The sequence below is a fragment of the Kitasatospora sp. NPDC094016 genome (genome assembly GCF_040304045.1).
GTDB lineage: Bacteria > Actinomycetota > Actinomycetes > Streptomycetales > Streptomycetaceae > Kitasatospora.
Genome location: NZ_JBEOUK010000001.1, coordinates 386,663 through 412,047, shown reverse-complemented (window position 1 = coordinate 412,047; position 25,385 = coordinate 386,663). Strand labels below are relative to the sequence as shown.

General features: G+C 72.6%; 23 protein-coding genes. 4 read left to right on the top strand and 19 right to left on the bottom strand.

The features are described 5' to 3' along the window. Window positions 1-9: 9 nt before the first annotated feature. From ABT015_RS01750 to ABT015_RS01710, 9 genes are all read right to left on the bottom strand, one after another. Entirely contained in the window at window positions 10-591 is a 582-nt protein-coding gene (locus ABT015_RS01750) for a cysteine dioxygenase family protein (RefSeq protein WP_350875587.1), read from the bottom strand. Window positions 592-715: 124 nt separating this feature from the next. Next, on the bottom strand, window positions 716-1,630 hold the full coding sequence (locus ABT015_RS01745; protein ID WP_350875585.1) for a LysR family transcriptional regulator: 915 nt from the start codon (window positions 1,628-1,630) through the stop codon (window positions 716-718). A 107-nt stretch (window positions 1,631-1,737) separates the two neighbouring features. Next, the gene (locus ABT015_RS01740; protein ID WP_350875583.1) at window positions 1,738-2,607 is read right to left on the bottom strand and encodes an amino acid ABC transporter permease; all 870 of its coding nucleotides are present in this window, start codon (window positions 2,605-2,607) and stop codon (window positions 1,738-1,740) included. Further along, entirely contained in the window at window positions 2,604-3,248 is a 645-nt protein-coding gene (locus ABT015_RS01735) for an amino acid ABC transporter permease (RefSeq protein WP_350875581.1), read from the bottom strand. The genes ABT015_RS01740 and ABT015_RS01735 overlap by 4 nt, the downstream gene beginning before the upstream one ends. Window positions 3,249-3,260: 12 nt before the next feature. Next, window positions 3,261-4,181 (bottom strand): glutamate ABC transporter substrate-binding protein, encoded by a 921-nt coding sequence (locus tag ABT015_RS01730; RefSeq protein WP_350875579.1) that lies wholly within the window; start codon window positions 4,179-4,181, stop codon window positions 3,261-3,263. A 10-nt stretch (window positions 4,182-4,191) separates the two neighbouring features. After that, window positions 4,192-4,920 (bottom strand): amino acid ABC transporter ATP-binding protein, encoded by a 729-nt coding sequence (locus ABT015_RS01725; protein WP_350875699.1) that lies wholly within the window; start codon window positions 4,918-4,920, stop codon window positions 4,192-4,194. A 47-nt stretch (window positions 4,921-4,967) separates the two neighbouring features. Further along, window positions 4,968-5,213: a LapA family protein gene (locus tag ABT015_RS01720; protein WP_350875577.1), complete on the bottom strand. Its 246-nt coding sequence runs from the start codon at window positions 5,211-5,213 to the stop codon at window positions 4,968-4,970. A gap of 168 nt (window positions 5,214-5,381) precedes the next feature. Then, window positions 5,382-7,154: an ABC transporter ATP-binding protein gene (locus ABT015_RS01715; RefSeq protein WP_350875575.1), complete on the bottom strand. Its 1,773-nt coding sequence runs from the start codon at window positions 7,152-7,154 to the stop codon at window positions 5,382-5,384. A gap of 64 nt (window positions 7,155-7,218) precedes the next feature. After that, entirely contained in the window at window positions 7,219-8,991 is a 1,773-nt protein-coding gene (locus tag ABT015_RS01710; RefSeq protein ID WP_350875573.1) for an ABC transporter transmembrane domain-containing protein, read from the bottom strand. A 481-nt stretch (window positions 8,992-9,472) separates the two neighbouring features. Between ABT015_RS01710 and ABT015_RS01705 the strand changes: the two genes are divergently transcribed. Then, window positions 9,473-10,336: an aldo/keto reductase gene (locus ABT015_RS01705; RefSeq protein WP_350875571.1), complete on the top strand. Its 864-nt coding sequence runs from the start codon at window positions 9,473-9,475 to the stop codon at window positions 10,334-10,336. Window positions 10,337-10,578: 242 nt separating this feature from the next. Here the strand turns inward: ABT015_RS01705 and ABT015_RS01700 are convergent, their stop codons facing one another. After that, a complete protein-coding gene (locus tag ABT015_RS01700) occupies window positions 10,579-11,475 on the bottom strand; it encodes a MarR family winged helix-turn-helix transcriptional regulator (RefSeq protein ID WP_350875569.1) in 897 nt (298 codons plus the stop codon). Between the two features lie 375 nt (window positions 11,476-11,850). Here ABT015_RS01700 and fabG point away from each other — a divergent pair, with 375 nt between their 5' ends. After that, the gene (gene fabG / locus ABT015_RS01695) at window positions 11,851-12,618 is read left to right on the top strand and encodes a 3-oxoacyl-ACP reductase FabG (RefSeq protein ID WP_350875567.1); all 768 of its coding nucleotides are present in this window, start codon (window positions 11,851-11,853) and stop codon (window positions 12,616-12,618) included. A gap of 231 nt (window positions 12,619-12,849) precedes the next feature. Beyond that, a complete protein-coding gene (locus ABT015_RS01690) occupies window positions 12,850-13,617 on the top strand; it encodes a phosphatase PAP2 family protein (RefSeq protein WP_350875565.1) in 768 nt (255 codons plus the stop codon). A 105-nt stretch (window positions 13,618-13,722) separates the two neighbouring features. Here the strand turns inward: ABT015_RS01690 and ABT015_RS01685 are convergent, their stop codons facing one another. Next, entirely contained in the window at window positions 13,723-13,923 is a 201-nt protein-coding gene (locus tag ABT015_RS01685) for an I78 family peptidase inhibitor (RefSeq protein ID WP_063350104.1), read from the bottom strand. 77 nt (window positions 13,924-14,000) lie between these two features. On the opposite strand from ABT015_RS01685, the gene ABT015_RS01680 reads away from it, so the two are divergent. Further along, entirely contained in the window at window positions 14,001-14,276 is a 276-nt protein-coding gene (locus tag ABT015_RS01680) for a DUF6343 family protein (RefSeq protein ID WP_350875563.1), read from the top strand. 83 nt (window positions 14,277-14,359) lie between these two features. Here the strand turns inward: ABT015_RS01680 and ABT015_RS01675 are convergent, their stop codons facing one another. The 8 genes from ABT015_RS01675 to hpnD all read right to left on the bottom strand — a co-directional run bounded on the left by ABT015_RS01675 (window position 14,360) and on the right by hpnD (window position 25,371). Continuing rightward, a complete protein-coding gene (locus ABT015_RS01675) occupies window positions 14,360-15,766 on the bottom strand; it encodes an aspartate aminotransferase family protein (RefSeq protein WP_350875561.1) in 1,407 nt (468 codons plus the stop codon). Then, window positions 15,756-17,666, bottom strand: coding sequence for a 1-deoxy-D-xylulose-5-phosphate synthase (gene dxs / locus ABT015_RS01670; protein ID WP_350875559.1), 1,911 nt, complete (start codon window positions 17,664-17,666; stop codon window positions 15,756-15,758). The genes ABT015_RS01675 and dxs overlap by 11 nt, the downstream gene beginning before the upstream one ends. Before the next feature lie 125 nt (window positions 17,667-17,791). Then, complete coding sequence (hpnH, locus tag ABT015_RS01665) at window positions 17,792-18,820, bottom strand: adenosyl-hopene transferase HpnH (RefSeq protein WP_350875557.1); 1,029 nt, start codon at window positions 18,818-18,820, stop codon at window positions 17,792-17,794. Window positions 18,821-18,822: 2 nt separating this feature from the next. Then, the gene (locus ABT015_RS01660; protein ID WP_350875555.1) at window positions 18,823-19,503 is read right to left on the bottom strand and encodes a phosphorylase family protein; all 681 of its coding nucleotides are present in this window, start codon (window positions 19,501-19,503) and stop codon (window positions 18,823-18,825) included. Beyond that, window positions 19,500-21,584: a squalene--hopene cyclase gene (shc, locus tag ABT015_RS01655; RefSeq protein ID WP_350875553.1), complete on the bottom strand. Its 2,085-nt coding sequence runs from the start codon at window positions 21,582-21,584 to the stop codon at window positions 19,500-19,502. The genes ABT015_RS01660 and shc overlap by 4 nt, the downstream gene beginning before the upstream one ends. A gap of 7 nt (window positions 21,585-21,591) precedes the next feature. Continuing rightward, window positions 21,592-22,680 (bottom strand): polyprenyl synthetase family protein, encoded by a 1,089-nt coding sequence (locus tag ABT015_RS01650; RefSeq protein ID WP_402454941.1) that lies wholly within the window; start codon window positions 22,678-22,680, stop codon window positions 21,592-21,594. A gap of 254 nt (window positions 22,681-22,934) precedes the next feature. Further along, window positions 22,935-24,371 carry a hydroxysqualene dehydroxylase HpnE gene (gene hpnE / locus ABT015_RS01645; protein WP_350875551.1) on the bottom strand — a complete coding sequence of 479 codons (1,437 nt, stop codon included), beginning with the start codon at window positions 24,369-24,371 and terminating at the stop codon, window positions 22,935-22,937. Window positions 24,372-24,513: 142 nt separating this feature from the next. Next, on the bottom strand, window positions 24,514-25,371 hold the full coding sequence (hpnD, locus tag ABT015_RS01640) for a presqualene diphosphate synthase HpnD (RefSeq protein WP_350875695.1): 858 nt from the start codon (window positions 25,369-25,371) through the stop codon (window positions 24,514-24,516). Between the last annotated feature and the right edge of the window lie 14 nt (window positions 25,372-25,385).

Sequence of the window (25,385 nt, the reverse complement as noted above, 5' to 3'; positions counted from 1 at the left end):
ACGCCGCCCTCACTGCTGCTGGTCGGCGGGCAGCCGGTAGACGCGCCGGATGCTGGTGCCGAGCCGCGCGACGTCCGCGCCGTAGACGTGGATGGAGATGGCGGTGCTGTTGCAGGCGTTGCGCACCAGGTGGATGTCACCGGGCGGGGCGAAGGCGGCGACGGTGCCGGCCGGGCCGGCGACGTGCTCGGTCTCGACGAGGTGGGCGGTGCGGCCGTCGGAGACCAGTCGGTAGCGGGTCTCGCTCTCCTGGCCCTGGTGGACGCCGGCCACGCACCAGGAGACGTGGTCGTGGATCGGGGTCTGCTGGCCGGGCAGCCAGACCAGGGCGACGACGGAGAAGCCGCCGTCCTCCTCGGCGTGCAGGACGTGCTGGCGGTAGCGCTTCGGGTCGCCCTCGCGCTGGGCGGGGGTGAGCAGCGCGTCGGGCCCGTCGGGGTCGGCGTGCAGGTGCGGGGCGAGGCGTTCGCCGACCAGGTAGGCGGTGAGTTCCGGGGGCAGTCCGCGGTCCACGACGGCACGGATCTCGCCGATCAGGGCGGTCATCCGCTCGGTGAGCCGGTCGTTGCCGACCGTGGCTGGGAGTGTCATGCCAGCAGGTTCGGCTGCACCGACCTATCACGTCCAACGAGGGTTCTTAAGCTTCCCCCCAACCTCAGCTTATGAATCGCCCCGGCGAGCACTCGCCGGGGCCACGACTCGGCACCCGATCCGGTCAGCACCCGATCCGGCTCGCCGCCGCCCGCCGCAGGTGGTCCAGCACCAGCCCGGTGGCCGGGATCCGCCGGTGCTCGCGCAGCACGTACGCGCTCACCTGCCGGCGCAGGTGCGGTTCGACGGCCCGCCCGGTGACCTTGCGGTGGCACATGAAGGAGAGCACCAGCGCGGGCATCAGCGCGATCCCCACCCCGGCGGCGACCAGGCTCTGCACCGCGAGGTTGTCGTCCGTGGAGAACACGATGTCCGGCGCGAAGCCCTCCTCCGCGCAGACGTTCAGCAGGTTGGCCCGGCAGCGCGGGCACCCGGCGATCCAGCGCTCGCCGTCGAGGTCGGCGAGCCGGACGGCGTGCCGGCGGCCGAGCGGGTGCCCGACCGGCAGCAGCACGGTGAGCAGGTCCTCCATCAGCGGGATCTCGTCCAGCCCGTCGGGCACCTCGGTCGCGCTGCCGGGGTAGCGGAAGGCCAGCGCGATGTCGCACTCCCCGCGCAGCAGTCGCTGGACGGAGTCCGGCGGTTCGGCCTCCAGCAGCTCGACCCGCACACCGGGGTGTTCGGCGAGCAGCCGGGCCATCGCCTCGGGTATCAGCGTGGCGTTGGCGCTGGGGAAGGCGCAGACCCGCACCCGCCCGGCCCGCAGCCGGGCGAGCGCGGCGAGCTGCTGCTGGGCGGCGGAGAGGCTGCCGAGGATCAGTTCGGCGTGCCGGGAGAGCGCCTCGCCCGCCTCGGTGAGCCGCAGTCCGCGCCCGGCCCGGGTGAACAGCGCGACGCCGACGGTGCGTTCGAGCGCCTTCATCTGCTGGGTGATGGCGGGCTGGGTGTAGCCGAGCTCACGGGCGGCGGCCGAGTAGGAGCCCGCTCTGACGACCTCGTGGAACGTCCTGATGTGCCGCGAGTCGAATACCGGCTCCATGGCCCTCCCCCGGTCGTCGTCGTCGAACCTCCGCAATCATAAGAGGAAATTGGAGATGCCCGCTCTATCCCCACCCGCACCTATGGTTCAGGATCGAACCAGACTTCTCACTGCTGCGCGGACGGCGGCAGCCCCATCGCCACCCCGGCCTTGACCACCGGCGCCCCGCCCCGCATGCTCGGGCTGCGCCGGCTGCGGCGCTCGACCCAGCGGGCGAGCCAGGAGAGCAGCAGGCACATGCCGATGTAGATCGGCGCGATCACGATCACCACGGGGATGAACGGCAGGTCGTAGTCGAGGTTGGTGGCGATCAGCTTGCCCGCGTGCAGGAACTCCTCGTAGGTGATCAGGAAGCCCAGCGAGGTGTCCTTGAGCGCGACCACCAGCTGGCTGATGATGGCCGGCAGCATGGCCCGGTTCGCCTGCGGCACCAGCACGTACGTCATCACCTGGGTCTTGCGCAGGCCGAGCGCGTAGGCCGCCTCGCGCTGCCCCTTGGGTACCGCGAGCACACCGGCCCGGAAGACCTCGGCCAGCACCGAGCCGTTGTACAGCACCAGCCCGGTCACCAGCGCCCACAGCGGTTGCACCTTGAGCGCGACGAAGACGAAGAAGATCATCACCAGCAGCGGCATGGCCCGGAAGAACTCCACCACCACCGCGGAGAGCACCCGCACCACCTTGTGGTCGGACAGCCGCCCGGCCGCGAACAGCGCCCCGAAGGGCAGCGCGAACAGCACCGTCCAGCCGAAGGCCCTGAGGGTGTTGCCGAGCCCGCTCAGCAGCAGGTCCTGGACGCCCCGGTACTCGAAGGGCATCCACTTCCGGTACGTGAACTGGTGGGTGTGGAACAGCATGTAGACGATCCAGCCGATCAGCGCCGCGATCAGCAGCAGCGCGATCCCCCCGTACAGCCGGTGGCGGGCGAGCGCCTTCGGACCGGGGATGTCGTACAGCGCCGAGGATCCAACGGTCATCGCGACACCGCCACTCGTCGTTCCAGCAGGTTGAAGACGGCGCTGACGGCCAGGGTGATGATCAGGTAGCCGACGGCGATCCAGACGAAGGTCCAGATGATGCTGTAACCCAGCTCGTTGATCGTCCGGTAGGTGCCGAGCAGTTCGGTGACGCTGAACGAGCCGGCGATCGCCGTGTTCTTCGCCAGCGCGATCATCACACTGCCGATCGGCGCGACCACCGACCGGTACGCCTGCGGCAGCACCACCACGCTCATCGTCTGCCCGAAGCTCATGCCCAGGCTGCGCGCCGCCTCCCCCTGCCCCGCCGGCACGGTGTTGATGCCCGAACGCATCGCCTCGCAGACGAAGGCCGAGGTGTAGCAGCCGAGCGCGGCCACCGCGAAGACGAAGAACGGCAGCGTGATGTTGAAGCGCGGCAGGCCCAGCACCACGATGAAGAACAGCAGGGTCAGCGGCGTGTTGCGCAGCAGCGTCACCCACGCCGTCCCGAACACCCGCAGCGGCCGGACCGGTGAGACCCGGAAACCCGCGATCATCACTCCCAGCACCAGCGACAGCACGGCGCTCACCGCGAACAGCGAGAGCGTGCCGAGGAAGCCGTCCCAGTAGGTCGACCAGTTGTCGGTCAGCGTTTTCACGGCGCGGCCCTCTCAGTACCGGTCGATCGGCGGCGGTGTCGGCGCCGGCTCCCCGGACAGGCCCAGGGTCGCGTCGTAGGCCTTCTTCCAGTTGCCGTTCTGCTCGTTCTGCGCCAGCGCGTCGTCCAGGGCCAGGCGCAGCACGGTGTCGTTCTTCGGGGTGCCGATCCCGTACGGCTCCTGGGAGAACAGCGGGCCGACCACCTTGAGCTCGTCCGGCACCTTGGCCGCGTAGCCCAGCAGGATCGCGTTGTCCGTGGTGACGGCGTCGACCTGGCCGGTGATCAGGTTGTCCACGCAGGCCGAGTAGGTGTCGTAGCCGATCAGCTTCGCCTTCGGGTACTGCGACTGGATGCGCTGGTACGGGGTCGAACCGGCCGCCGAGCAGACCTTCTTGCCGTCCAGGTCCTGCGGGCCGTGGATGGTGTTGTCGTTCCTGCGCACCAGCAGCGACTGCCCGGCGACGAAGTACGGCCCGGCGAAGCCGACCAGCTTCTTCCGGTTGTCGTTGATGGTGTAGGTGCCGACGTAGAAGTCCACCTGGCCGTTCTGCAGCGCGGTCTCGCGGTTGGCCGAGGCGATGGTCTTGAACTCGATCCGGTCCGGCGGGAAGCCGAGGTAGGCGCCGACCATCTTGGCGATCTCGATGTCGAAGCCGGAGTACACGCCGGTGGCCGGGTTCTTCTCGCCCAGGTACGGCTGGTCCTCCTTGGCGCCGACCACCAGGTGACCCCGGCTCCGGGCGGCGTCCAGGGTCGGCGAGCCGGTGATGGAGGCGGCGTCGCGCACCTGGTAGCTGGGCAGCGCGCTCGCCTGCGGGCCCTTGGGCGGCGGGGTGCCGGGCTTGCCGCAGCCGGCGGCCAGCACGGCGAGCAGCAGGACGGCGGCGAGCACCGTCCGGCTCCGGGCGGCGGGCGTGGTCTTGCTCGTCACGGGCGCCGCCTCAGTGCTTCAGGATCTTGGACAGGAAGTCCCGGGCGCGCTCGCTCTCCGGAGCGCTGAAGAAGTCCTCCGGGGCGCGGTCCTCGACGATCCGGCCGTCGGCCATGAAGACGACGCGGTTGGCGGAGGCCCGGGCGAAGCCCATCTCGTGGGTGACCACGACCATCGTCATGCCCTCGCGGGCGAGCTGGCGCATGACGTCCAGCACCTCGTTGATCATCTCGGGGTCGAGCGCCGAGGTCGGCTCGTCGAACAGCAGCGCCTTCGGGTCCATCGCCAGCGCCCGGGCGATCGCCACCCGCTGCTGCTGGCCGCCGGAGAGCTGGGCCGGGTACTTGTCGGCGTGCGCCTCCAGCCCGACCCGCTCCAGCAGGGCGCGGGACTTGGCGTCCGCCTCCGCCCGGGGCCGGCCGCGGACCTTGATCTGCGCGAGCGAGACGTTCTGCAGCACGGTCTTGTGCGCGAACAGGTTGAAGGACTGGAACACCATGCCGACCTCGGCGCGCAGCCGGGCCAGCCCCTTTCCCTCCTCGGGCAGCGGCTCGCCGTCGATCAGGATGGTGCCGTCCTCGATCGGCTCCAGGCGGTTGATCGCCCGGCAGAGCGTGGACTTGCCGGAGCCCGACGGTCCGATGACCACGACGACCTCACCGCGGCCCACGGTCAGCTCGATGTCCTGGAGGACGTGCAGGTCCCCGAAGTGCTTGTTGACGCCGCGCACCTCGATCAGCGGCGTGAAGGCCGAGGGCCCCGCCTGGGCCGGCCCGGGAACGCTGGTCACCGGCCGCGACGCCCCTTCAGCAGCCAGCCCAGCGCGCCGCCGGCGAGCAGCGTGGCGAGCAGCGCGATCCAGAGCGGCGCGGTGACGGTGAACACCCAGAACTGGATCTTCACCTTGTCGAGGTTCGCGAACAGGAACCACACGGCGAGGACGACGAGGACGCCGATCCCGATGTACCGGGTGGGGATCCCCGCGATCTCACTGCGTTTGGAGCCGGCCGAGCCGTCCGAAATCTTGGTCACCGGAGCAGTCTGCGGGCCGGGGCTCCGATTTGCCCGGTTACGCGCCCTGATGGGCGAGGGAGTAACCCGCACGGGGTAATCCGACCCCGTGCGGGTTTGAAGTGCCTTACGGGTCAACGGCGCCGTACGGGTTCGGCAGCGCCGTACGGGTTCGACAGTGCCGACCCGCTACCGCTCGTCCCGCCAGGAACGCCAGAGCGCCGCGTACGGGCCGCCGGCCGCGACCAGCTCCGGGTGGCTGCCGTACTCGCTGATCCGGCCGCCCTCGACCACCGCGATCACGTCCGCGTCGTGCGCGGTGTGCAGCCGGTGGGCGATGGCGATCACCGTGCGGCCCTCCAGCACCCGGGCGAGCGAGCGCTCCAGGTTCCGGGCGGCACGCGGGTCCAGCAGCGAGGTGGCCTCGTCCAGCACCAGGGTGTGCGGATCGGCCAGCACCAGCCGGGCCAGCGCCAGCTGCTGGGCCTGCGGCGGGGTCAGCACGGTGCCGCCGGAGCCGACCTCGGTGTCGAGGCCGTGCGGCAGCGCGTCCACCCAGCCGCCGGCGTCCACCGCGTCCAGCGCGGAGCGCAGTTCGGTGTCCTCGGCCCCGGGCGCGGCCAGCCGCAGGTTGTCCCGCAGGGTGCCGACGAAGACGTGGTGCTCCTGGTTGACCAGGGCGACCTCCGCCCGCACCCGCTCGGCCGGCATCCGCGCCAGCGCCGCCCCGCCGAGCGTCACGCTGCCGCGCCCGGGGGCGTAGATCCCGGCCAGCAGCCGCCCCAGCGTGGACTTGCCCGCCCCGGACGGCCCGACCAGCGCGACCCTGCTGCCCGGCGCGACGTCCAGGCTGATGCCGTGCAGGACGTCGGCGCCCTCCCGGTAGCCGAACCGGACGTCCCGGGCCTCGACCCGGCGGCCGTCGGGGTGGCTGGACTCGTCGCCCTCGTGCTCCGGCACCTCGCGGACGCCGACCAGCCGGGCCAGCGAGGCCTGGCCGATCTGCAGTTCGTCGTACCAGCGCAGGATCAGGTCGACCGGCCCGGCCAGCATCTGCGCGTACAGCACTCCCGCGGTCAACTCGCCGACGGTGATCCAACCCTTGAGGGTGAACAGCCCGCCGAGCAGCAGGGTGGCCAGCACCGCCGAGGAGTAGAACGCGTCGACGGTCGGGAACCAGACCGAACGCAGCCACAGGGTGTAGCGCTCCCAGGCGAGCCACTCGCCCAGCTTGCGGTCCGTCAGGGCGATCCGCTGGTCGCCCAGGCGCAGCGTCTCCACCGTCCGCCCGGCGTCCACCGTCTCGGCCAGCACGGTGTTCACCGCGGCGTACCCGGCCGACTCGTTGCGGTAGGACTGCGGCGCGCGCTTGAAGTACCAGCGGGAGCTGACCAGCAGCAGCGGCAGGCCGACCAGCGAGGTGAGCGCGAGCAGCGGCGAGGTGACCAGCAGGGCGCCGATCACCAGCAGCAACGACACGATGGCGACGGCGAGTTCGGGCGCGGCCTCGCGCACCGACTTGTCCAGCCGGTCGATGTCCGTGGTGCCCCGGGAGACCAGGTCCCCGGTGCCGGCCCGCTCCAGCACGCCGGTGGGCAGCGCGACCGAGCGGACCAGGAAGTCCTCGCGCAGGTCGGCCAGCGCCCGCTCGCCGAGGACGGCACCGCGCATCCGGGACCAGCCGGTGAAGGCGGACTGCACCACCAGCGCCAACAGGTACCAGCCGACCGCGACCGCGATGGTGGCCTCGGCGGTGCCGGTGGCCAGCGACTCGACCAGGCTGCCGAGCACCCAGGGGCCGACCAGCCCGGCCACGGTGGCCACCGAGTGCAACCCCACCACCGCGGAGAACCCGCCGCGGTGGCGCCGGGCGAGCAGGCGCAGGTAGGCGCGCACGGCGGCCGGTGAGCCGACCGGCAGGGTGGTGGCCGGCCCCTGCTCCTCATGGACGGGGGGCTTCATGACGTGCTCCTCAGGTGTGCGGCGGGTCGGGCGGGACGGACGGCGCGGGTGTCCACGCGGCCGCTCATACCGGCTCCCCCACCGGTTCCGGCTGCTCTTCGCGGGTGACCACGGCCCGGTAGGCCGGCTCGGTCCGCATCAGGTCGCGGTGCCGCCCGACCACGGCCGCCCGGCCGTCGCGCAGCAGCACCACCCGGTCCGCCTGGTCGAGCAGCAGCGGGCTGGTCGCGAAGACCACGGTGGTGCGCCCGGCCCGGGTGTCCCGCAGTCCGGTGGCGATCCTGGACTCGGTGTGGGCGTCCACCGCGCTGGTCGGCTCGTCCAGGACGAGGACCGGCGGGTCGGCCAGCAGCGCGCGGGCCAGGGCGAGCCGCTGGCGCTGCCCGCCGGACAGCGAGCGCCCGCGCTCGGTGATCCGGGCGAGCATCGCGTCGCCCTCGCACTCCGGCGAGCCGTCCACCAGGGCCTCCAGCACGTCGTCGGACCGGGCGGCGGCCAGCGCCTCGGCCACCGAGACCCGCCCCGAGGACGGGATGTCGAACAGCCCGGCCAGGGTGCCGGAGAGCAGCACCGGCTCCTTGTCGTGGACCAGCACCGCCGCCCTGGCCTCGGCCAGCGGCACCGCGTCCAACTCCGTCCCGCCGAGCCGGACGGAGGGCTGCTCCGGCTCGCCGTCGGCAACCGGGACGTGCCCGCCGAGCCGCTCGGCGAGCGCCCCGGCGAAGTCCGGGTCCCCGCAGACGACCGCGGTCAGCTCCCCGGCCCGTGCGGTCAGCCCGGTCGCCGGATCGAACAGGTCGGCGTTCCCCGTCTTGTTCAGCGAGGCCTCGGCCACGCCGCTGGTGCGGCTGAGCGAGAGCACCCGGACGGCGCGCCCGGCGGAGACCCGGGCGACGCTCCAGGCGTGTGCGGCCTCGCCCAGGATCCGCAGCGGCGCCGCGAGGAAGGCGGTGGCGCCGTACACGGCGATCAGGGTGCCGACGGCGAGCTCGCCCGAGGCCGCCTGCCGGGCGCCGTACCACGTCACCCCGATCACGAACAGGCCCGGCAACAGGACCTGTTGGGCCTGCATCAGCGACCAGAGCCGGGCCGATCGGACGGCCGCGGCCCGGACCTTCTGGGAGGCGGCCCGGTACCGGTCGAGGAACAGCTCCTCGCCGCCGATGCCGCGCAGCACCCGCAGCCCCGCCACGGTGTCGGCGGCCAGCTCGGTGGCCTTGCCGCCGAGCGTGCGCTGCTGCTCGTACCGCCGCTCGAACGGCCCGATCAGCGGCCAGACGGCGGCCGCCAGCACCGGGACGCCGAGCAGCACCCCGACCCCGAGCACCGGTTCGACGACCAGCACGGCCGAGCTGACGGCCAGCCAGACGATCACCGCGGCCCGGACCCGGGCGACGAGTTCGACGTACCAGCCGATCCGCTCGACGTCCCCGCTGCCGACCGCGACGACCTCGCCGGTGGCGATCCGGCGGGACAGCCCGGCGCCCAGGTGCGAGGCCTGCCGGGACACCAGCTGCCGCACGTGGCACGCCGCGTGGATCCAGTTCCAGACCGCCTGGCGGTGCAGCAGCACGGAACCGAGCGCGGACAGCACGGCGAGCGCCACCGCGAGGGCGCCGGCCCGCCAGATCCCGGCGGCCTCGCCGTCGACGGCAGCCTGCACGCCCCACCCGAGCGGTATCGGCAGCGCCGCCTGACCGCCCATCTCCAGCAGCGCCCAGCAGGTGGCGAGCACCTGCCCGCGCCGCTGGCCGCGCTGGAGCCAGCGCAGGAGGGCCAGGGGTGAGGAGAGATCGGGACTGCCGGGGTCGGCCAACGGCAGGGGGGTGAGCAGCATGACGCTCCGATACAGAAGGGTGCGGGACGGTGCTGGAGGGTGCTGAGGGGTGCTGAGGGGTGCGAACAGGCGTGAGCGGACACGCAGGGAGAAGGTCACGAGCCGGAGGCACGGCTCTCGCGGCACGGCGGGCCCGGCTCGCGCGAACGGCGGAAGCCGGACGGCGGCGGGCGACAGCGCGGCGCCTCGCACCGGCGGCATCGGCGCGTCCGGGGCGGCGCCGGACGGGACAGCCGGACGGGACGGCCGGGCGGAGGCGGGAGGGGCACGAAGGGCCCGGATCTCAGGAGGTCATGGCCGCGAGCCTGCCAACCCCGATGTGATCTGCGCAACAGGTTTTTTCGCCACCCGGCCCCCGGATCCCCACCGGAACGGGCCTCCGGCCCCCGCAAGATTCCCCCGAACGGCGGGAACAATCCCGCCCGGGTGCCAGTTGCCCCCTTCTGGAATCACACGGACGATCAGGAGGGCACCCCTTCCCGTGAGCAACATCCCCAACGTCACGCTGAACGACGGCGCGCAGATCCCGCAGCTCGGATTCGGCGTGTGGCAGGTCCCGGACGCCGAGGCCACGGCCGCCGTCCGCACCGCGATCGAGGCGGGCTACCGCTCCATCGACACCGCGGCCATCTACGAGAACGAGGCCGGCACCGGCCAGGCGATCACCGAGGCCCTGGCCGGCGGCGTGGCCCGCGAGGACCTCTACATCACCACCAAGCTGTGGAACTCGGGCACCCGCGACTGGTCGGGCGAGCAGGGCCGCGACGCCGTCCTGCGCGAGTTCGACGCGTCGCTGGCCAAGCTCGGCCTCGACTACGTCGACCTCTACCTGATCCACTGGCCGCGCCCGAAGCACGGCAGCTACCTGAACGTCTGGAAGGCCTTCGAGCAGCTGAAGGCGGACGGCCGGGTCAAGTCGGTCGGCGTCTCCAACTTCGGGCCCGAGCAGCTCACCCGGCTGCTCGACGAGACCTCGGTCGTCCCGGTGCTGAACCAGGTCGAGCTGCACCCGTACTTCCCGCAGACCGAGCTGCGCGCCTTCCACGCCCAGCACGGCATCGCCACCGAGGCCTGGAGCCCGCTGGGCCAGGGCAAGGAGCTGCTCGCCGAGCCGGCGCTGGCGAAGATCGCCGAGAAGCACGGCCGCACGGTCGCCCAGGTGGTGCTCCGCTGGCACCTGCAGAGCGGTGTGATCGCGATCCCGAAGTCGGTCACCCCCGCCCGCATCCGGGAGAACCTGGACGTCGCCGGCTTCGAGCTGGACGCCGAGGACCTCGCCGCGATCGCCGGCGTCGCCACCGGCACGCGGATCGGTCCGGACCCGCAGGAGTTCGACTGGAACTGACGGCACCCGCCGTTCGACTTCTCTGACGAGCGGTCATGTCGAACGACCGCCCACCCCGATCAGGGGTGGGCGGTCTTCGGTGTGCCACGATCCGCCGTCGCCAATGAGCAGCGGCCTCCGGCAGGGCGGGCCACCAACACCTTGAGCCGCCGACTCCTTGAATCGCCAACGCCTCAGGCCCTCAACACACCGGGCCTTCCGTACGTTGGCGAATCGTTTTGGCTGGCGCTCAAAGGATCCCTCTAGAGCCGCGCCGCCTTGCCGAGGAGCGCCAGCGCGGGCCCGTGCTCACCCTCGTCCAGCGGGGCGAGCAGCAGCCGCTGGACCTCGGCCACGCCGGCCGTCGAACGGTGCAGCAGGTCCTGGCCCGCCGGCGAGAGCGACAGCAGGTTGCGGCGCCCGTCCGAGGGGTCGCGCCGGCGCTGCACCAGACCGCGGCGCACCAGCCGGCTGACCATCTCGGCCATCGTCGCCTTGTCCAGCGAGGCCAGCTCACCGACCGTGCGCTGGTCGGCGCCCGGTTCCAGCTCCAGCGCGTCCAGCACCGCGTACTGCGGAGCCGTCAGCTCCGCACCGACGTGCTCCGACCAGAGTTTGGTGTGCACCTGCTGGCCCACCCTGATCAGGTAGCCGATCGCCCGCTGCGCGTCCAGTATCGGCCGCGTGTCGGAGAACACGGCGACCGCGGCGGGCTCCAGCCTGGCTATCTTGGCCATCACCCGCACGATCTCCACCTGCTCCTCCGCCGTCAGCGGCTCGAACAGGGTGCGCTGCACGCGGACCACACCGCCGGTGGCCTCACGCACCGCCTGGGCACCGCTCTGCGAGAGCGCGAGCAGTTTTCGCCGGCCGTCGGCCGGGTCACGCCTTCGCAGCACCAAGCCGCGACGGACCAGCCGCGCGACCATCTCCGCCATCGTCGCCTTGTCCAGCGAGGCTCGCTCGCCGACCGTCCGCTGGTCGGCACCCGGTTCGAGGGCCAGGACCAGCAGAACGGCGAACTGCGGAGCCGTGAGATCGGCTCCGACATGCTCGGACCACAGCCTGGTGTGAACCTGCTGTGCAACGCGAATCAGGTGTCCGGGCGACTGTTGCAGTCGCGCGGACACGCGGGTCGTCGGGATCTCCCCCAGCACCATGTATCCGTCCCGATGTCACACCCGGTGTGTGTGGGACACCCGGGTGGGGCAGTAACGGCGAGTGGGCGTCCAGCTATGAGGGAGGGCGCTCCAGCCGTGCAGCCGGTGGCTGCTGGCGGACACTATACAAACGGCGGGCCCTTGCTGGCAGGCAGGGGCGGATAGTAGACGCAGGTTCGGCAACATTGGCATATTTACGCGCCCGCCACGCTCTCTCGGTAACCCGTTCTCAGTAGAAAGCCGACCGGTCGGTCCTTACCGACCGTCACGTGCGGCTCGCCGACCCTGTTCGCCCTCCCTACTCGCGGGTAGGGTGTGGCCACCCTCCCCGGGGCGCTCCCCGCGGAGACCACCCCGAGAGAGACGAGAGCGCGCATGACCGAGCAGAGCACCGCCCCCCGGGTCGCCGTCGTCACCGGCGCCGCCCGCGGCCTGGGCGCCGCCACCGCCGTGCAACTGGCCGCCGACGGCTACGCGGTGGCCGTCCTCGACCTGGACGAGACCGCCGGCAAGGACACCGTCGACCGGATCACCGCGGCCGGCGGCCGGGCCCTGGCCGTGGGCGCCGACGTCTCGGACGCCGACCAGGTGCAGGCCGCCGTCGACCGGGTGGCCGCCGAACTCGGCGCCCCCGTCGTGCTGGTCAACAACGCGGGCGTGCTCCGCGACAACCTGCTCTTCAAGATGTCCGAGTCCGACTGGGACACGGTCATGAACGTCCACCTGCGAGGGGCCTTCCTGATGACCCGCGCGGTGCAGAAGCACATGGTGGACGCCGGTTTCGGCCGCATCGTCAACCTGTCCTCCTCCTCCGCCCAGGGCAACCGCGGCCAGGCCAACTACTCGGCCGCCAAGGCCGGTCTGCAGGGCTTCACCAAGACTTTGGCCATTGAGCTGGGCAAGTTCGGGATCACCGCCAACGCCGTGGCACCCGGCTTCATCGCCACCGACATGACCGCGGCCACCGCCGCCCGGGTCGGCATGGACTTCGAAGACTTCAAGCGCGCTGCGGCCTCCCAGATCCCGGTCCAACGGGTCGGTCTGCCTGAGGACGTCGCCCACACCATCTCCTTCCTCGCGAGCGAGGGTGCCGGCTTCGTCTCCGGGCAGGTGATCTACGTCGCGGGTGGCCCCCTCGACTGAGCACGGAACCTACACAGGGTTACCACGGAGTGGGAAGCCGGACTCGTCGGCCTCCCGCTCCGTTTTCTTTACCGGGGCTTTTGCAGAATCATTCGAACACCACACTGGCATTCGATCCGAGAATCGCGGAAATCACTCCCCGGGCGGACCTCTCCCCGCCAATTGTCGATTTCACGGGAAAATGACAAATCCCTCCGGAATAGCCCCGGCGGGATGGGTAAGGTCACCCCCGTGCAAGCCCCGAGTACCCCCGCGCCCTATCCCAACCAGGGGCCGGAGCAGCTCACCACCACCCACCGCGAGCGCCCGAGCCCCGAACGAGCCCACCGCCGCGAGCCCGGCTGGCCGCCGATGAGCCGCCGACAGGCCGCCATGCTCGCCGTGACCTGCGTCGCCTACCTGCTGGTCCTGGCCGGTGTCCTGCTCAACACCGCCCTGGTCGACCTCGACTGGTCGGTCCGGCTGTTCCGCCCCTACGAACACTGGCCCAGCCTGGAACCGCTGCTCGACACCTGGGTGGTCGCCGGGCAACGCGGCCCCTCCGCCATCGCCGCCTTCGTCTGGCTCGGCTGGCGCGCGCACCGGCTGGGGCGGCTGCGCCCGCTGCTGGTGATGGCCGTCGCGCTGCTGCTGCTCAACGTCACGGTCGGCGCGGTCAAGATCGTCACCGGTCGGCTCGGCCCGCACTACGCCCAGTACGTCGGCTCGCCCGAACTGTTCTCCGGCGGCACCATCTTCCCGTCCGGTCACACCGCCAACGCGGTCGTCACCTGGGGCGTGCTCGCCTACCTCGCGGTCCGCTGGCGGCGCACCGGCGCGGTGATCGCCGCCGCCACCGCCTGCTCGATCGGCCTGACCACGCTCTACCTGGGCACCCACTGGGTCACCGACGTGCTGGCCGGCTGGGCCGCCGGACTGCTGGTACTGCTCTCGCTGCCACTGCTGGAGCCGATGGTCGTCGCCGCCGAACAGCGGTTGGCCCGACGGCCGGGCCACTGAGCCCGCACGCCACGGCCACCGCGACCACCGGGCACCGCGACCACCGGGCACCGCGACCGCCGGGCACCCCGACCATCGAGGACGTCGACCACCGGGAGGGAGGCCCTACCCCTCCCAGCTGCGCTCGACCACACCGTCGCGCACCGCGAGGTTGAGCCGGCCCTCACGGTGGTCCATGGTCATCATCGCCCCCGGCTCCAGCACCCGGACCGAGGCCCAGCCGTGCCGCCGGGCCAGCTCCCGGGCCCGTTCGATCCGCAGCCCCGCGTAGCCCTCGGCGTCCGCCGCCGCGTCCGACCCCGTCATCGCGTCTCCCCCGCTCTCCCCCACGGACGTAGACTGGAATCGTAGCCCCCACCCGCGCGGCCCGGAGGTGAACGGCCATGCGCACCACCACCCCGCGACGGCCGTGGCGCAGCGGCACCGAGCCGAGCACCGCCCGCAGCGACCTCAAGCTCCGCTACCTGCTGTCGCTGACCTTCACGCCGCTGTTCGCGCTCGCGACGGCGGGCTTCGCGATCTGGGCGGCGGCCTCCCCTACCGACGGCGCCCCCAGCCAGGGGACTCTGACCGGCTTCGCCGTCGCCTGCGGTCTGCTCACCCTGTTCGCCACCGTCGATCTCATCGTGGTCATCCGGCGCCGCCGGACCGAGCTCTGACACGGTGTCTCCCACGGAGTGGGAAGTCGGCCCGGCCGACTTCCCACTCTCGCACCGCCGCCGACCACGGGCTCGGTACCAGCTCAGCGGCTGCCGACCGCCTGCTTCACGAGCGTCCGCCCGAAGTCCCACATCAGCCCGCTCCCCCGGTGAGCGTCCTCCATGATGTCGGTGAAGGCGTCCACGAACCGGTCGACGTCGCGCTCCGTGATGATCAGCGGCGGGATCAGCTTGATCACCTCCAGGTGGTCACCGGACACCTGGGTCAGGATCCGGTGCCGCTGGAGCAGCGGAACGACCACCATCTGGGCGAACAGCCCCTTGCGCGCGGCCTGCAGGGCCGTCCATCCGGTGCGCAGCTTGAGCGACTTGGGCCGGCCGAACTCGATGCCGATCATCAGACCCCGGCCGCGCACCTCGGCGAGCAGCTCGTACCGGTCGACCAGCGCGGCCAGCCGCTCGCGCAATTGGTCGCCGACCTGACGCGCGTTCTCCACCACCTTCTCCTCGCGCATCACCTCCAGGGTCGCCAGTCCGGCCGCCATCGCCTGGGCGTTGGCGCCGAAGCTGGCCGAGTGCACCAGCACCCGGTCCATGGAGGAGTACACCTTCTCGAAGATCCAGCTCTTGCCGAGCGTCGCCCCGACCGGCACGTAACCGCCGGAGAGCGCCTTGGCCGCGCAGACCAGGTCGGGCAGCACGCCCTCCTCGTGCTGGTAGGCGAAGAACTCGCCGGTACGGCCGATCCCGGTCTGCACCTCGTCGCAGATCAGCAGCGCCCTGTGCTCGTGCAGCAGGGCCTGCGCGGCGCGCAGCCAGCCGGGCGGCGGCGCCAGGACGCCCTTGCCCTGGATCGGCTCGACGATCAGGGCCGCGACGTCGCCGCGCTTCAGCTCCTTGGCCAGCGCGCCGAGGTCGCCGAGCGGGATGGCGGTGTCCGGCAGCAGCGGGTCGAAGCCCTTGCGAAAACCGCTCTCCCCGTTGACGGAGAGCGAGCCGGTGGTCAGCCCGTGGAAGGCGTGGTCGGCGTACAGGACGCGCCTGCGGCCGGTGGCGTACCGGGCGAACTTGAGCGCGGTCTCCACCGCCTCGGTGCCGCTGTTGCCGAAGAACACCCGGTCCAGCCCGGGCGCGTACGAGAGCAGCCGCTCGGCGAGCAGCCCGGGCAGCGGCGAGCAGTCGAAGCGGACCAGGTCCGGCAGGTCGAGGTCCATCACCTGCTGGATCGCCGACCGCACGACGGGGTGGTGGCGGCCCAGCGCGAAGATGCCGAAGCCGGCCAGCATGTCGAGGTACTCGTTGCCCTCGGCGTCGTAGAAGTACGGGCCCTTGGCGCGCTCGTAGTACTTGTCGAACCCGATGGTGTGCAGCATGCGCGGCAGTTGCGGGTTGAGGTGGCGGCCGTGCAGCTCGTACCGCTCGGCGCCGCGTTCGGCGATCAGCGCGGCGAGGTCGAAGCTGGCGGCGGTGCGGTCGGGGTCAGCCGGCATGACGCTGGTTCGCTCCTCGGTTCGGTAGCAGGTTCTTGGCGAAGACGGCGGTCTGCGCGGCGACTCCGGTGCCGGTCAGGCCCGTCTCCTCCAGGATCTCCCCGCGTGCGGCGTGGCCGAGGAACTCCTGTGGCAGGCCGAGCACCCGCACCGGCACGTCCACGTCGGCGTCGCGCAGCGCCTGGGCGACGGCGGCGCCGACGCCACCGGTGCGGCCGTTGTCCTCGACGGTGACGACCAGCCGGTGGGCGGCGGCCAGTTCCGGCAGGGCCGGGTCGACCGGTTTGACCCAGCGGGGGTCGACGACGGTCGCGGTGAAGCCCTCGGCGAGCAGCAGCCGGGCGGCGTCCAGGCAGGCGGCGGCGGTGCTGCCGACCGCGACCAGGAGGATCTCCGACGGCCGGCCGGTGCGCAGCAGGACGTCCATCCCGCCGATCCGCTCGACGGCCGGCACGGCGGGCCCGATGGTGGCCTTGGGGAAGCGGATCACGGTGGGGGCGTCCTCGACCGCGACGGCCTCGCGCAGTTGGGCCCGCAGCTGGTCGGCGTCGCGCGGGGCGGCGAGCCGCAGGCCCGGGACGACTTGCAGGATCGACATGTCCCACATGCCGTTGTGCGAGGCGCCGTCGGTGCCGGTGACGCCGGCCCGGTCGAGGACGAAGGTGACGCCGAGCCGGTGCAGGGCGACGTCCATCAGGACCTGGTCGAAGGCCCGGTTCAGGAAGGTCGCGTAGACGGCGACGACCGAGTGCAGGCCGCCGGTGGCGAGGCCGGCGGCGGAGGTGACGGCGTGCTGCTCGGCGATGCCGACGTCGAAGGTGCGCTCCGGGAAGGCCTTGGCGAAGCGGGCCAGGCCGACCGGTTGGAGCATGGCCGCGGTGATCGCCACCAGGTCGGGCCGCTCGGCGCCGAGCGCGACCAGCTCGTCGCCGAACACCGAGGTCCAGGAGACTCCGCCGCTGGGCGAGATCGGCAGGCAGGTGTACGGGTCGATCGGGTTGACGGCGTGGAAGCGGTCGGCCTCGTCCTGTTCGGCGGGCCGGTAGCCGCGGCCCTTGACGGTGAGGCAGTGCACGATGACGGGGCCGCCGAAGTTGCGCGCCTGGCGCAGCGCCTGTTCGACGGCGCCGAGGTCGTGGCCGTCGATCGGCCCGAGGTACTTCAGCCCGAGGTCCTCGAACATGCCCTGGGGCGCGAAGGCGTCCTTGAAGCCCTTCTTGGCCCCGTGCAGCGCGTCGAAGATCGGTTGGCCGACGAGCGGGGTGCGCTGCAGCGCCCCCTTGCCGAGGGCGAGGAAGCGTTCGTACCCCTGGGTGGTGCGCAGGGTGGCCAGGTGGTTGGCGAGGCCGCCGATGGTCCTGGCGTAGGAGCGCTCGTTGTCGTTGACGACGATGACCAGCGGCCGGTCGCGGGCCTCGGCGATGTTGTTGAGCGCCTCCCAGGCGAGCCCGCCGGTGAGCGCGCCGTCGCCGATCACCGCGACGGTGTGCCGGTCGTGCTGGCCGAGCAGTCGGGCGGCCTTGGCGAGGCCGTCGGCGTAGGACAGGGCGGTGGAGGCGTGCGAGTTCTCGACCAGGTCGTGGTCGGACTCGCCGCGCGAGGGGTAGCCGGAGAGCCCGCCCTTCATCCGCAGCCGGGAGAAGTCCTGGCGGCCGGTGAGCAGTTTGTGGACGTAGCTCTGGTGGCCGGTGTCGAAGACGATCCGGTCGTACGGGGAGTCGAAGACCCGGTGCAGGGCGATGGTCAGCTCGACCACGCCGAGGTTGGGCCCGAGGTGTCCGCCGGTGCGGGTGACGGCGTCGATCAGGAACGCGCGGATCTCGTCGGCGAGCAGCGGGAGTTCGGCCGCCGGAAGCTTTCGCAGTTCGGCCGGGGACGTGACGCTGGAGAGCAGTGACATGGGTACACCTCACGACTCGGAGTGGTGCGGCGGTGCCGCCTCCCGGCGGGGCGGGTCCGGCCCGGGCGCGGGGCCCGGGCCGGACGGGGTGTCCTCGGGAGCGGTGGCGCGGTCGAACGACCGGCTCAGTGGCCGCGGTTGGCGCCGATGGTCTCGGTGATGGCGCGCAGCGACTCCTTGAGCGAGCCCATGGTGGCGAGTACGGCGGTCGGCTCGTAGCCGCAGTGCGCCATGCAGTTGGCGCAGCGCGGGTCCTTGCCGCGGCCGTACTTGCTCCAGTCGGTCTTCTCGACGAGTTCGCGGTAGGTGGGCACGTAGCCGTCGGCCATCAGGTAGCAGGGCCGCTGCCAGCCGAACAGCGAGTAGTTGGGGATGCCCCAGGGGGTGCACTCGAAGTCGGCCTTGCCCTCCAGGAAGTCCAGGAAGAGCGGGCTGTGGTTGAGCCGCCAGCGGCTCCGGTTGCCGCCGGCGAAGGCCTTGCGGAAGAGCTCCCGGGTCTGGTCGACGCCGAGGAAGTGCTCCTGGTCGGGGGCCTTCTCGTAGGCGTAGGCCGGGGAGATCATCATCTCGTCGACCTTGAGCTCGTCGTTGAGGAAGTCCAGCACCTCGACGATGGTCTGCGGGGTGTCGGTGTTGAAGAAGGTGCTGTTGGTGGTGACCCGGAAGCCGCGCCGCTTGGCCTCCTTGATCGCCGCCACCGCCTCGTCGAAGGTGCCCTCCTTGGCCACCGACTCGTCGTGCCGCTCGCGCATGCCGTCGATGTGCACGGCGAAGGTGAAGTACGGCGAGGGCTTGAACTTGTCCATCTTCTTGCGCATCAGCAGCGCGTTGGTGCAGAGGAAGACGTACTTGCGGCGCTCGACGAGCTGGCGGACGATCTCGTCGATCTGCGGGTGCATCAGTGGCTCGCCGCCGGCGATCGAGACCATCGGGGCACCCGACTCCAGGACCGCGCCGACCGCCTGGGCCACCGGCATCCGCTGCTTCAGCACACCCGCCGGGTGCTGGATCTTGCCACAGCCCTCACAGGCGAGGTTGCAGGCGAACAGCGGCTCCAGTTCGACGATCAGTGGGAACTTGTCCCGGCGCTTGAGCAGCTTCTGCTGCATGAGGTAGGTGCCGACCCGCACGGTCTGGCGCAACGGCATGGCCATGGCTAGCTCGCCTCCTGGGGGAGCGTCGAGGATGTGGGGTGGTTCAGGTCCGCGGGGCCGGGCCGGGACTCCTGCCGGTACCAGTCGACCAGGGCGGGTACCGCCGCCCGCAGGGTCCGCCAGGCACGCACCCCGGCCGGGAGGGTTCCGAGCCGCAGCAGTTCGCGCTCGGGGGTGTCCACGACCACCCGCAGGACGGCGGCGGGCAGCGTCGGCCGCCGTTCCCGCAGTGCGGCCAGCACGGCGGCGGCCTCCATGTCGACGGCGAGCGCGCCCTGGAGGTGCAGGGCCCGCCGTTCGAGGCCGCGGACGACGTGGTCGGCGGTGTGGTGCACCCCGGCGTGCGCGGTCAGGCCGAGTTCCTTGAGGGCCCTGGCGAGCTCCGGTCCGGAGTCGACGGGGTACAGGTGCCCCTCCGCGTCGCGGACGCCGTCGGCGACCACGATGTCGCCCGGCAGCACGCCCGGGCCGACCGCGGCGCCGAAGCCGGCCACCACGACCGCGCCGTAGCCGCCGGGGGCGGAGCCGAGCAGCCGGCGGACTGTCAGCGCGGCCCGCCGCCGGCCCATGCCGGTGCGCACCAGCACCGGCGGCCCGCCCGCCGCGCCGCGCCAGTCGCCGCCCCGCAGTGCCCAGACCTCGGGGCCCAGCGCGCAGAGCACCAGCAGCGGTGCGGTGGTCACCGCGCCGCCCCGATCGCCGGGGTGTCGCCGTTCCTGCGGCCGAAGGCGGGGCTGCCGTGCAGGTAGCGGCCGAGCGCGGTGACCGGGAAGACCAGCCGGTACAGGTGGTAGTTGATGGAGAAGTCCCACGGGAAGCCGGTGCCGGTGAACTGCGGCTCGTCCCAGGTGCCCTCGGGCAGTTGGGTGCGCACCAGCCAGTCCACGCCGCGTTCCACCGCCGGGTTGGCCCGGCCGTCCGGGCCCTCGCCGGCCGCGAGCAGCGCCATCAACGCCCACGCGGTCTGCGAGGCGGTGGAGTCGCCGCGCCCGGCCCAGCGGGCCGGGTCCTCGTAGGAGCGCATGTCCTCGCCCCAGCCGCCGTCGGTGTTCTGCCGGTCCTCCAGCCAGCGGACGGCCCGCCGGATCGCCGGGTGCTCGTCCGGGACGCCGGCCGCGACCAGGGCGGGCAGCACCGAGCCGGTGCCGTAGATGTAGTTGGTGCCCCAGCGGCCGAACCAGGAGCCGTCCGCCTCCTGGTTGTGCAGCAGCCACTCGACGCCGCGCCGGGTGCGCCGGTCGCGGGCCCGGCCGGTCTCGGCGAGCATCTCCACCACGTGGGCGGTGACGTCGGCGGAGGGCGGGTCGACCACCTCGCCGAAGTCGCAGAACGGCAGCTTGTTGGGCAGCGTGCTGGTGTTGTCGACGTCGAAGGCGCCCCAGGCCCCGTTCTTGGACTGCATGCCGAGGTTCCAGAGCACGCCGCGGTCCATCGCCGCATCGACCTTGGCCGGGTCGGGGTGGTCGACCCGGCCCAGCGCGAGCACCACCTCGGCGGTGTCGTCGATGTCGGGGTAGGTGTCGTTCTCGAACTCGAAGGCCCAGCCGCCGGGGGCCAGCGAGGGCCGTTGGACGGACCAGTCGCCGTCCTTGCGGATCTCCTCGCCGAGCATCCAGTCGACGGCCGAGACCAGCGCCGGGTGGTCGGCCGGCAGCCCGGCGTCGACCAGTGCGATGGTGGCCAGGCAGGTGTCCCAGACCGGGGACTGGCAGGCCTCCAGCCAGCGCCGGCCGTCCTCGGTGTGCACGGTGAAGCGGTCGAAGGAGGAGAGTCCGGCCTTCATCACCGGGTGCTCCAGCTCGTAGCCCTCCAGGTGCAGGGCGATCAGCGAGTACACGGCCGGCGGCTGGATGCCGCCCCAGCAGCCGTCGGCCTCCTGCCGTTCGACGATCCAGCGGCAGGCCTGCGAGACGGCGAGCCGGCGCAGCGGGCGCAGGGCGCGGTGGTGGTAGGCGTGCAGGACCTTGTCGAGGCGCTCGAAGAGGCCGTCCCAGCTGGTGGCGGGGGCGAGCGGCCGGTCGGGGTAGGGGTGGTCCGGGTCGGTGTGCAGCTCGGTGAGCGGGAAGGGCGCCGGACGGACGGGGCGGTGGGCCGAGACGATGGTCAGCGGGACGATGGTCTGGCGGGCCCAGCAGCCGAAGGCGTAGATGTTCAGCGGCAGCCACTTGGGCAGGAAGATGATCTCTGGCGGCATCTCGGGGAGCCGTTCCCACGGCCACCAGCCGAAGAGCGCGAGCCAGATCCGGGTGAAGACCCGGGCGGCCGCGATGCCCCCGGCGGAGCGGACGTACCGCGCGGCGGCCACCATGTGCGGGGCCTCGGGGTCGTCGCCGGCGAGTTTGAGGGCGACGTACGCCTCGACGGTGGTGGACAGTTCGGCCGGCCCGCCGTGGAAGGTGGCCCAGGTGCCGTCCTCCCGTTGCTGGGACCGGATCCACTCGGCGGTGGCCTTGGTCTGGTCCTCGGTCCGGATCCCGAGGAACTGCCGTAGCAGTAAGTCCTCGGCGTCCATGGTGACGTTGGTCTCCAGGTCGCCCTTCCACCAGCCCTCGGAGCTCTGCAGCGAGAGCAGGTGGGTGGTGGCACGGGCCAGGGCCTCCTGCGCGTCGGCCGCTCCGACGTCCGCCTCACCGGCCGGCCGGAGCTGGTCGGTGTCCTCGGGCTGCCACCGCCCGGCGCCCAGCAGGGTCGGGGGGCGGTCGCCCACCGCGACCGGCTCGGAATCGTACTCAGGGTCGAGCCGGCCGTCCGCGGTTGCTGTCAACGTAACGTCACCTCTCTCGTACCACCACGAATTCGGCGAGTGCGACGAAGTGCTCGCGCACCTCGTCGGACATGGGCACCTCGTCCAGGGCGGCGAGGGCAGTCGTGTGCTGGCGGCGGGCTTCCTCCTGGGTCCAGGCGCGGCCGCCGGCCTCCTCGATCAGCGCGGCCCGGGCGGCGAGCTCGGGCTCGCCCTCCTCGCCGCGGCCCTTCGGGTCGGCCAGCTGCTCGGCGAGCCGGCGCGAGGCCGCGCCGCCCTCGGCCAGCGCGGCGGCGACCGGCAGGGACTTCTTGCGCTGGCGCAGATCGCCCCAGTGCGGCTTGCCCGTGACCTCGGTGGCGCCCCAGATGCCGAGCAGGTCGTCCACCGCCTGGAAGGCCAGGCCCAGGTGGTGGCCGTAACGCTCGAGCGGTTCGGAGACCTTGTCGTCGGCCCCGGCCAGGACGGCGCCGATCGCCGAGGCGGCCGCCAGCAGCGCCGCGGTCTTGCCGCCCTCCATCTCCAGGCACTCGGCGACGGTGACGCTGTCGCGCTGTTCGAAGGCGACGTCCATGGCCTGGCCGTCGATCAGTCGGCGGGTCGCCGTGGTGAGCAGCCGGACGGCACGCGCGGCGTCGGTGGGGCTCGTACCGCCGGGCACCGCGGCGTCGAGCAGCACCTCCGTGCCGAGCGTCGCCAGCGCGTCGCCGGCCAGGATCGCCTGGGCCGAACCGAAGACCGTCCAGGCGGTGGCCCGGTGCCGCCGGGTCTCGTCACCGTCCATCAGATCATCATGGAGCAGGGAGAAGTTGTGCACCAGTTCAACCGCGACCCCGCCCGGCACGCCGACCTCGGCGGCGGCGCCGGTGGCCCGGGCGGAGAGCAGGGCCAGGGCGGGACGCACGGCCTTGCCGCCGTCGCCCTTGGAGGGGGTGCCGTCCCGGTCGATCCAGCCGAAGTGGTACGCGGCGACGGTGTCCATCGGTGCGGCCAAACGGGCGACGGCGGACCGTAGCGGCGGGGTGCAGAGCGTGCGGCTGCGGGCCAGCAGCTCCGGCACCGAGACCGGTTCGGCGTGCGCCGTGCCTCCGACGGCGATGCCGGTGCGTGACTCCACGTGCGTTCCCTCTCCCTCGTGGTGCCGGACCGCCCGGGGCTGCCGGGTGCTTGCGCTGTCGGTGCGGCTGGTGTCGATGTGGCCGGTGTCGGTGCGGCCGGTGTCGGTGCGGCTCGGGTCAATGCGGCTCGGGTCGGTGCGGCTGGTGCCGGTGTCACCGCTGTCAGTGCCGCCGGTGCGGCCGGTGTCGTTCCCGCCGGTGCGGGCGACGGGAGGCCCGCCGGCTCTGGCGGGGTCCCCGGCGGCGCCCGCCGTCACCGGGGCCACCTCCCGTCGCCCCGGTCCACCGGGAGCCGGCCGCCGGCAGCGGCGAGCGCCGCGTCCGCCGCGGCGTGGCCACTGCGCACGGCCCCCTCCATGGTCGCGGGCCAGCCGGTGGCCGTCCACGCGCCGGCCAGCAGCAGGCCGGGGACGTCCGTGCGGGCCGACGGGCGCAGCAGCGCGCTGCCGGGCGCCGGGTCGAAGGTGGCGGTGCGCTCACGGGTGACGAAGAAGTCCAGCACCTCGGCCCCGGCGGCGGCCGGGAGCAGCCGGGCCAGCTCCGGCAGGTACCGGCGGCGCAGCTCGGCGACCGGCAGGTCGATCTCGTCCTGGACGGCGGACTGCGAGAGGGCCAGGTACTGGGCGCCGGGGTGGGCCCGGCCGAGCCCGGTGCCGACCAGGCCGGAGTGCGCGGTGCGGTCGAAGACCCACTGCACGGGGGAGCCGAGGGCGGCGAAGAACGGCCGGCGCAGCACCTTGCGGTCGTAGACCACGTGCACGTTGAGGATCGGCGCGGTGCCGAAGTCGGCCAGCCGGTCCTGGCCGGGGAGGGCGTTCGGGGGCAGCAGGGCGGCCGCGCTGTCCTGGGCGCCGGCCAGCACGACGGTCTCGGCGGCGAGCGGCTCCGCGCCGCCTTCCAGATGGACGGCGTGCTGGGGCACGGCCGGCTTGAGCTCCGCGACGCGGGCGCGCAGCAGCACCTTCACGCCGGCGCGTTCCAGCTCGGCGAGCGCCCGGTCGTGGTGGATCACGCCGAGCGGGACGGCGGCCGTGCCGATGTCGGAGGCGCCCGGCTCGGAGAGCAGGCCGGTCTTGAAGACCATCGCCGCCAGCGCCATCGACACCTGGTCGGCGCGGGCGTTCAGGGTGGCGACGCCGACCAGGTCCCAGAGCGCGGCGAGGGTGTTCGCGTTCTGCCCGTTGCGGCGCAGCCACTCGCCGAAGGAGATCTCGTCCAGTGCCGGGTCGGCGAGGTCCAGGCCCTGGAGCGCCAGCGCCCCGCGGACCACCCGGGCGCGGTCGGCCGGCCCGAGGTGCGGGTAGCGGGCGAGGCTGCCGGCCAGGTGCAGCGGGACGGGCAGGCCGGCCCGGCGCAGCCGCCCGAGGGTGCGCACCGGGGCCGCGTCCGGCCCCGAGACGGAGAGCACCGGGACGTCCAGCCGGTCCTGCAGGTGGACCAGCCGGGCGGCGCCGAGCCGCTCCAGCAGGCCGCGGTAGGCGGTGCAGCAGCGCAGGTACACGTGCTGGCCGTTGTCGACGGTCAGCTCGCCGCGCTGGAAGGAGAACGCCAGCCCGCCGAGCCTGGGCCGCCCCTCGACCAGCGTGACCCGGTGGTCGGCCTCGGCCAGCCGCAGCGCGGCGGTGATCCCGGCCAGGCCGCCGCCGACCACCACGGCGGCCGGGCGCGCGGCATCGGCTCGCCCGGTCATCGGCCCTCCCCCTCGCGATTGCTGGACCGCCCTGCGGCGGTCGCTCCGGCCGGCACGCTCGTGACCGGCCCGGTCGTGGTCAACACTGCCCTGCCCGCTTGTGATTCCCCGCTGACACAGCGTGACAGAACTGCGGTGAGAATCAAGAACGCCCCCCGGCGAGCCCGGAAAGCGCGACGTACGCCTTCTCCCAGCCCGGCAGCGAGACCCGGCCGCGCAGGACGGACTCGGGGTCGGCGGCGATCCGGCCGAGCAGCCGGTGGTAGATCCCCGCCATCGCGGCGGTGCAGGCCCGGCTGCGGCGGTCGAGCATCGGCAGCAGCCGCAGGCCCTCCTCGAAGGCGGCCTGGGCGCGGGCGGCCTCGAAGGCCACCAGGCCGGTGAAGTCGGCGCCGACCGGCGGCCTGGGCAGCGCGAAGCCCTGCTCGCAGCCGAACCGGGCCAGGTCCTCGGCGGGCAGGTAGGTGCGGCCGTTCAGGGCGTCCTCGCGCAGGTCGCGCAGGATGTTGGTGAGCTGCAGTGCCAGGCCCAGGGTGTCCGCGTAGCCGGCGCCGCGTTCGGGGTCGTCGCAGCCGTACACACCGAGCGAGAGCCGGCCGACCGAGCCGGCCACGCAGCGACAGTAGACCTTCAGCTCCTCGTAGGTCTGGTACTCGGCGCCCTTGAGGTCCATCTCGACGCCGTCGATCAGTTCGTCGAAGCCGCCGAGCGGGATCGGGAAGCGCCGGGCCGCGTCGGCCAGGGCGACCTTGATCGGGTCGGTGTCGTCCTCGGCGACCGCCCCGGCGCGGACCTCGTCCACCAGTTCCCGGGTGCGCACCAGCGCCTCGGCCTTGCGGTCGGACGGGAGGTCCCCGTCGCCGATGTCGTCGACCCGGCGGGCCAGGGCGTACAGGGCCGACATGGCCAGCCGCTTGGGTTCGGGCAGCAACCGGATGCCGTAGCTGAAGTTGCGTGCCTGAAGTCCGGTGACTGCCTCGCAGTACCGGTACGCCGCCATGACCTGGGCCGACG

What these genes read in the sequence shown, in the direction of transcription:
- ABT015_RS01710 (WP_350875573.1), bottom strand. Translation starts at nt 8,991, where the DNA reads ATGCTGCTCACCCCCCTGCCGTTGGCCGACCCCGGCAGTCCCGATCTC.
- ABT015_RS01750 (WP_350875587.1), bottom strand. Translation starts at nt 591, where the DNA reads ATGACACTCCCAGCCACGGTCGGCAACGACCGGCTCACCGAGCGGATG.
- fabG (WP_350875567.1), top strand. Translation starts at nt 11,851, where the DNA reads ATGACCGAGCAGAGCACCGCCCCCCGGGTCGCCGTCGTCACCGGCGCC.
- hpnD (WP_350875695.1), bottom strand. Translation starts at nt 25,371, where the DNA reads ATGGCGGCGTACCGGTACTGCGAGGCAGTCACCGGACTTCAGGCACGC.
- ABT015_RS01740 (WP_350875583.1), bottom strand. Translation starts at nt 2,607, where the DNA reads ATGACCGTTGGATCCTCGGCGCTGTACGACATCCCCGGTCCGAAGGCG.
- ABT015_RS01745 (WP_350875585.1), bottom strand. Translation starts at nt 1,630, where the DNA reads ATGGAGCCGGTATTCGACTCGCGGCACATCAGGACGTTCCACGAGGTC.
- ABT015_RS01700 (WP_350875569.1), bottom strand. Translation starts at nt 11,475, where the DNA reads ATGGTGCTGGGGGAGATCCCGACGACCCGCGTGTCCGCGCGACTGCAA.
- ABT015_RS01680 (WP_350875563.1), top strand. Translation starts at nt 14,001, where the DNA reads ATGCGCACCACCACCCCGCGACGGCCGTGGCGCAGCGGCACCGAGCCG.
- dxs (WP_350875559.1), bottom strand. Translation starts at nt 17,666, where the DNA reads ATGTCACTGCTCTCCAGCGTCACGTCCCCGGCCGAACTGCGAAAGCTT.
- hpnH (WP_350875557.1), bottom strand. Translation starts at nt 18,820, where the DNA reads ATGGCCATGCCGTTGCGCCAGACCGTGCGGGTCGGCACCTACCTCATG.
- hpnE (WP_350875551.1), bottom strand. Translation starts at nt 24,371, where the DNA reads ATGACCGGGCGAGCCGATGCCGCGCGCCCGGCCGCCGTGGTGGTCGGC.
- ABT015_RS01675 (WP_350875561.1), bottom strand. Translation starts at nt 15,766, where the DNA reads ATGCCGGCTGACCCCGACCGCACCGCCGCCAGCTTCGACCTCGCCGCG.
- ABT015_RS01715 (WP_350875575.1), bottom strand. Translation starts at nt 7,154, where the DNA reads ATGAAGCCCCCCGTCCATGAGGAGCAGGGGCCGGCCACCACCCTGCCG.
- ABT015_RS01685 (WP_063350104.1), bottom strand. Translation starts at nt 13,923, where the DNA reads ATGACGGGGTCGGACGCGGCGGCGGACGCCGAGGGCTACGCGGGGCTG.